Source organism: Yersinia sp. 2542 StPb PI (assembly GCF_048593855.1).
GTDB lineage: Bacteria > Pseudomonadota > Gammaproteobacteria > Enterobacterales > Enterobacteriaceae > Yersinia > Yersinia enterocolitica_E.
In genome coordinates, this window is record NZ_JAZGQA010000279.1 from 1 (window position 1) to 3,943 (window position 3,943).

Consider the following 3,943-nt stretch of genomic DNA (forward strand, 5'->3'; position numbering starts at 1 on the left):
TACTGGAGCCAGACTTTCTGGTATTACGTGCGGAAGACATGCTTGTTGCGTAAATGTATTGCAATACTATCGGTATTTGTGATCATCTTCTGATTCAGTGAGTTAACGTTAAAGTCTATTTCCGTCATCACAGCTCAAGTTCGGCAATCAGCGTATCGAGATCTATAGTCTTCCCGTCACCCTGAAATCGGTAATGTCCGTTTAGCAGGATGTGCTGCCAGGCAACCGGTGATATCCGGGTGAGCAGTTCCACTGCTTTGGTGTTGCCACTGGCTTCGTGCTTTGTCAGCAATCGTGACAGGATCGCGGAGTTATAATAAATGATACCGTTGGCAACCAGGCGGCCACACTGGTTGCTGATCTCGATTTCAATATCGGTACGCCCCGTTAGCTCTTTCCTGCCGCCGACTTTGGCTATAGCCGAACGGAGCTGGTGATAAGATTCGACACGGTTTTGCGAACGATGGGAATTACGCTCTATTTGAGGATCGCGCAGGTAACGCAGCGTATAAATACTGTGAATGAACCGGTTGAATTCAAACACCGCCTGCCGGGTCGGGTTTTGTACCGTGTAGGTGCAAAGCTTACGAACCAGCGTGCCTTGCGTCATCTCTTTTAGGGCCAACGTGGCGGCAATTTGTGCCATATTGCCGTCTTCCCGGCCAATGAGTTCCCGATCAATCTGCCCAGCCGGCTGAATAAGAAACTTTTCGTACAACGCAAGGGAGTCAGCACAATAAACTGATTGTAACTGTTTGTTCACGTTGGTGAAACGGGGTTCGAACTTTCTACCAAACCAATACAAAATGACGAAGTTGGCCTTGTTGACACTGTGCATGTCGCCGGTGATCGTGGTGGGCACTATGTCCGAGGTATTGCGATACCAGATATCGAACACATGGTGCGCTTCATACTCATGCGCCCCAATCAGGTAGCCATTCAGTGGCACATGGTTACACAACAGAGTATAGGCGACGACGCCCTTGCCGCGGCCGAAATATTTGCGTGAAGAGCGCGCTTTCACCGTCGGCCGCTCGACCCCAAATTTTTGACCATCGACGGCACCATGCAAAGTCCCCGGGTCAAAGGAGTAACAGGGAAAAATCGGCAGCGTAGCGGTGGCGTTGCTGATGCAATCATTGGCGGCCTGTAAGGATGCCAAGCGTAAATATTGCTGGTAGGTCGTTTCCAGTACGTGATACGGGATATCACTGGTGCGTGCCATGACCTGATTGCCGTGGTTCATCGCCTGCGCGATGATGACTGCCATCAGGCTGTCGGTATCGGCCGATTTTTTCGCATAGCGTGGCTGCAGGGCCGTCAGGGCTGAAAGGAAGCCGCACTGCTTGTTAACAAACCGGAGCACATCCGCCACATCACAGAACGGTAATTGTTCATAGAACGCCTGCTCTCGTGCCTTCAGGTTATCGGCCTTTGATTTGTGCCAGCTTAGCGTCTGATTATCTTTGTCGTATTCCAGATGCTTGAGTTTGCCCTGTTTCAACTCGCGATTGAACGCGCGCCACTGTGTGTTCAGTTCCGTCGTCAGAAGATCCAACTGGACATCGACAGGCTGGCGGAGAAAAGGAATATCCATTTGCGCGGCCACGGTGGCGGTTTTTTCCCGGGAAACCAACTCGTCGGAGAAACGGCGGTGTTGCAGGCTGTCATCGAGGTACAGTTCACCCGCCTCAAAACGTTTTCTTATCTGGCGATACAGCCAAAATTCATAACGTTCGGCCTGTATTCCCGTGGGTTCGTCCTTTTCATCGAATGTCAGCAGGTAGGAACGCAATCGCTTTGGCAGCGTGGCATCCGGGCATTCGTCAAATGGCCATTGAACCAAACGCGGCTGTCGGGCGAACAGTTTTTTTGCCCAGGTAAGTGCCTCCAGCCATGGGCTGTCAGGAACAATACTGGCAAAGTTGAGCGTCATATAAAGGGGGCGCAGGTGGCGGCGGATGCGTCCGGCCAGTCCGTCAACCACCTGCCAGTGCAGCGCCAACTTGCTCACTGGCTTGATGCTCATGCGCTGCGCGGTGTTTTGCAGCACATCCCTGTCCATGATTTTCCAAGCACGCTGGCGCACCTCACCGAAGGGTGTCTGATCGGCCACGCTGTCGTCGACGTACAGCGATAGCAGACGCCCGACCTTCGACGTATCTTGATGCCGTTTAACTTGCTCGTCGGCGAAGGACTGTTTTGCGCCAGCCCGGCTCTCATCCTCCAGTTGCTTCATATGGAAGGCCATCGCATCGACCAGGTTGTCGGTAAGCTGCCGGTAACGCACCCAGGCGTAGCACAACAGGTATAAGTAACTTTGTTGTTTGGGGCGGAGACGTCGCAGGTCGTAGACGGTGTAGAAGTTCGTCAGGCTGGCATAGTAGAGCAAATTTTGCTGTGAGACCCCCAGTTTGGGGAGCAACGTACTGGCTATCTGGTACAAGGGTTTAAGTGTTGCCCGCTTTTCTCTCTCCAGTTTCATCTGCCGCCAACGAAAGTCTTTGGCATCCTGTCTCAACCCGGCCAATTTGGATAATGTATCATCACGCACAAGAAGTTGAACCAACGCGGTCCTGGCGCTATCGTCAAGTTCATCGAGAAGCAAGTTACCCAAACGCTGTCGCTCAGTAGACAGTACGTTGCTAATCAATTCTTGCAACGTGGTATAACCGGGACGAACAATTTTTTGTTCGTTGAACCAGACAATGAGTTCAGTGGCCACGAATCCGGGCGTAACATCGCGACGAACGATCTGTTCGGCCTGCTGCATGAGCTGGGGCAGATAGTTGGTTGCCCACAAGCGGTAGCTGAACAGGAGTACTATCCGCTCACGCTGACTATAATACTCATGCTTGGTGATCGATTCAGGTTCGAACGGTTCGCCGTTGAAATAGCGGCTCAGCACAAAGGCACTATCATCTTCGACATCGCACCAGTCAAAGCGGAAAAAGGCGCGCTTGGCCTTGAAATAACCTATTTGCAAGGCACAGTAAATTTGTGCGTGAAGGCTGGGGCGACAACTAACCAACGCCAGTTCTGACTCTGACAACGACAGGAATTCCATTTGTTGTCCATCATCAAAATCAGGTAGTCCATACAGGGCAAATTGCTCTGCATCCGATAGAACCGATAAACGCTCATTTTTACTCGACATGGCCACTACTGTCGGTTGAGTAGCTTGGTTTTGGATAACAACCGGGCCACTGTAGAAGGGTGGACATCGAAAAGCCTGGCAGCATCAGCGGCAGTTCTTTGGCCTGAACTCACCAGTTGCACAATTTCTTGCTGTTGCAGGGCGGAGAGCTTCGGGCGGCGTCCGCCAATTCTACCTTCACTACGCGCCGCTAACAGACCATTGCGCGTACGCTCACGTAGCATGGCGCGCTCGTATTCAGCAAAGGAACCCACGATCTGCATCATCATACGGCCGGCTGGTGTCGTGGTGTCGATAGCTTCAGTAATACTCTGAAAACCTGCTCCAGCAAGCTGCACCTTTTCCAGAAGAGTCAGTAAGTCTTTAAGTGAACGCGAAAGCCGGTCAAGCTTCCATACCACCAACACGTCGCCAGGCCGTAGTTGGTCAATCAAGCGGTGTAGCTCTGGGCGATCCCAGCGCCCAGCCGACGCTTTTTCTTCAAAAATTCGGGCACAGCCCATCAGCGTCAGTGCGGCAATTTGCGCGCTGTTATCCTGTTCTTGGGTGGAAACCCGGGCATAACCGAGATTCATCACTTCGCTCTCCTATTCAGCCATTCTGGCAAAAACTATCGATCACGGAGGGAGACCCTGGCTAACTTATCAACGGTATCCATCACGGCTAATTGTTATTTGATGGTAGGTGTATTGTTGTGCAAAAACCTATTGCCAATGAATTTAATTATGCAATACCTTTTTGCAATCGGCAAGTCCCCTAATTGATGGCTCGCGCAATATTGATGCG

Annotated in this window: 2 protein-coding genes; both read right to left on the reverse strand. The window is 51.7% G+C overall.

All coding sequences use genetic code 11. The features are described from left to right. Nucleotides 1-127: 127 nt before the first annotated feature. A complete protein-coding gene (locus V1952_RS20475) occupies nt 128-3,157 on the reverse strand; it encodes a Tn3 family transposase (protein ID WP_420075429.1) in 3,030 nt (1,009 codons plus the stop codon). 5 nt (nt 3,158-3,162) lie between these two features. Then, nucleotides 3,163-3,732, reverse strand: coding sequence for a recombinase family protein (locus V1952_RS20480; protein WP_420075430.1), 570 nt, complete (start codon nt 3,730-3,732; stop codon nt 3,163-3,165). Nucleotides 3,733-3,943 lie beyond the last annotated feature (211 nt).

Excerpts from the sequence above, each read along its gene's own strand:
- V1952_RS20480 (WP_420075430.1), bottom strand. The coding sequence starts at position 3,732 with ATGAATCTCGGTTATGCCCGGGTTTCCACCCAAGAACAGGATAACAGC.
- V1952_RS20475 (WP_420075429.1), bottom strand. The coding sequence starts at position 3,157 with ATGTCGAGTAAAAATGAGCGTTTATCGGTTCTATCGGATGCAGAGCAA.